Origin of the sequence: Roseateles sp. (genome assembly GCF_031397715.1) — a bacterium.
GTDB lineage: Bacteria > Pseudomonadota > Gammaproteobacteria > Burkholderiales > Burkholderiaceae_C > Paucibacter_A.
This window is the reverse complement of sequence record NZ_JANNMI010000099.1, coordinates 1-2,546: the sequence shown is the minus strand read 5'-3', so window position 1 is coordinate 2,546 and position 2,546 is coordinate 1. Positions and strand designations below refer to the sequence as shown.

General features: G+C 64.3%; 2 protein-coding genes. Both read right to left on the bottom strand.

Features of this window, described 5'->3' with window-relative positions:
- Positions 1-538: UPF0149 family protein (locus RMO57_RS04330; RefSeq protein ID WP_310384561.1), on the bottom strand; the 538-nt coding region annotated here is incomplete at its 3' end.
- A gap of 86 nt (positions 539-624) precedes the next feature.
- The coding region (gene alaS / locus RMO57_RS04325) for an alanine--tRNA ligase (RefSeq protein WP_310384559.1) at positions 625-2,546 on the bottom strand (1,922 nt) is incomplete at its 5' end.

Sequence of the window (2,546 nt, the reverse complement as noted above, 5' to 3'; positions counted from 1 at the left end):
CCACGCCCATCAGCATCGCGTCCAGCATCTGGCCGTCGTCGCTGTCTTCGTCGAACACATACCAGTCGGACTCAAAGTCCTCAACCGCCTGCATAAAGCCTTCGACCCACATCAGGCCGTTCGGCGGCAACTGCTCCAGCTGCTCGGCCGTCAGCACACCTTGGCTGAGCAAGTCGGCCTTGGTGGCTTCGTCGAACTCGGTGATCAGCGGCTCGATCAGCATCGCCTCCGGGTCGGCGCCCAGGGCCACCGGCTCTAGGCTCAGGGTGATCTCGTTCCAGCGCTCATGCAACACGGTCATGAACTCTTCGGTCACGTCTTGCGCGTCGAGCTCGTCGGCCCAGTCGTCGCCGAACAGCGCGTCCATCGCCTCCAGCGGGCCGGCATCGGTGGGGCCGACGATCAAGGCGGTCAGGTAGCCGTCCAGCGTGTCGACCGGCACCGCATCCTCGTCTTCGGGCGTGTTGGCAGCCAGTATTTGCAACAGGGCGGCCAGGCGTTCGGCGTTGGCGTGGTCAATCGTGGTGGTGTCGCTCATGGCGGACTCCTGAGTATTTTGTGGACAAAAAAACAAAGGCCCGCGGGGAAGTCCCGAGGGCCCTTTCGAGATGCATCGTACTTAAATCAGAGTTTGCCAGCTACCCAAGTGGTGACGCTGGCCAATGCTGCCGGCAAGGCGCTCGGCTGCGTGCCGCCGGCCATCGCCAGATCGGCCTTGCCGCCGCCCTTGCCGCCGCATTGCTGGGCGACAAAATTGACCAGCTCGCCGGCCTTGAAGCCACGGGCCATATGGTCGGCGGTGACGCCGGCCGCCAAGTGGACCTTGTCGCCATCGACCGCGCCCAGCACGATCACGGCCGACTGCATCTTGTCGCGCAGTTTGTCGATGGTTTCGCGCAGGGTCTTGGCGTCGGCACCGCTCAAGCTGGCCGTCAGCACCTTGACACCCTGCACGTCGACGGCCTGGCTCAACAACTCATTGCTCTGCGCCGAGGCCAAGCGGCTCTTGGCGGCAGCCAGGTCCTTTTCCAGCGACTTGACCTGGTCCAGCACCGCCTGCAGACGTGTTTCCAGCTCGGCCGGTGCGGTCTTCAAGGCTTGCGCGGCGCGGCCGACCTGATTCTCCAATGCTTGGCAATAGGCCAGCGCGTTGTCGCCGGTGACGGCTTCAATCCGGCGCACGCCGGCGGCCACGCCGCCTTCGCTGACGATCTTGAACAGGCCAATGTCGCCGCTGGCCTTGACGTGCGTGCCGCCGCACAACTCCTTCGAGCTGCCGATCGTCAGCACGCGCACGGTCTCGCCGTATTTCTCGCCGAACAGCATCATCGCGCCGCTCTTTTGCGCGTCATCCAGCGCCATCACTTCGGCCGAGGCCGCGGCATTGGCCAGCACCTCGGCGTTGACGATCGCCTCGATCTTGGCGATCTCCTCGGCCGTCACGGGTGAGTTGTGCGCAAAGTCAAAGCGGGTGCGCTCGGCATTCACCAGCGAGCCCTTTTGCTGCACATGGCTGCCCAGCACTTCGCGCAAGGCTTTGTGCATCAGATGGGTGGCGCTGTGGTTGCGCACGCTCTTGACCCGCAGTTCGGCGTCGACCTTGGCGGTGAAGACATCGCCGACATTGATCTGGCCTTCGAGCACCCGGCCATGGTGGCCGAACACATCGGCCTGGATCTTCAGCGTGTCCTCCACGGCGAAGCGGCTGCTCTGATTGCGCAGCTCACCGGCGTCGCCGGCCTGGCCGCCGCTTTCAGCGTAGAAGGGCGTGTGATCCAAGACTACCACCGCGTCGTCGCCGGCCTTGGCCGCAGGAACGCTGACGCCGTCGATATAAACGGCCGTGACCTTGGAGGTTTCACAGACCAGGTGTTCGTAACCGTGGAAGACGGTCGGCACGCCGGCGTAGGCGAGGCCTTGGGCCATCTTGAACTTGCCGGCGGCGCGGGCTTGGGTGCGCTGGCGCGCCATCGCGGCGTCGAAGCCGGCCTGATCGACCGTCACATCGCGCTCGCGGCAGACGTCGGCGGTCAGGTCGACTGGGAAGCCGAAGGTGTCGTGCAGCTTGAAGGCGAGTTCGCCGTCGAGCTGCTTCAAACCCGGTGTCAGGGCGGCTTCCAGAATTTCCATGCCATTGGCAATGGTCTGGAAGAAGCGCTCTTCTTCTTGCCTCAACACCTCGGTGACTCGGGCTTGTGCCTGGCGCAGCTCAGGGTAGGCGTCGCCCATCTGCTTGACCAACTCGGGCACGATTTTGTGGAAGAAGGGGCTGCGCGCGCCGAGCTTGTAGCCGTGGCGGATAGCGCGGCGGGCAATGCGCCGCAGCACATAGCCGCGGCCTTCATTGCCCGGGATGATGCCGTCGACGATGGTGAAGCTGCAAGCGCGGATATGGTCGGCGATGACCTTCAGCGAGGCGCTTTCCTTGTCGCAGTCCAAGCCACCGGCCGCGTCGACGGCCGTCTTTGCCGCATCCAGCAGAGCGACAAAGATGTCGATCGAGTAATTGGAATGCACATGCTGCAACACCGCCGCCAGCCGCTCCA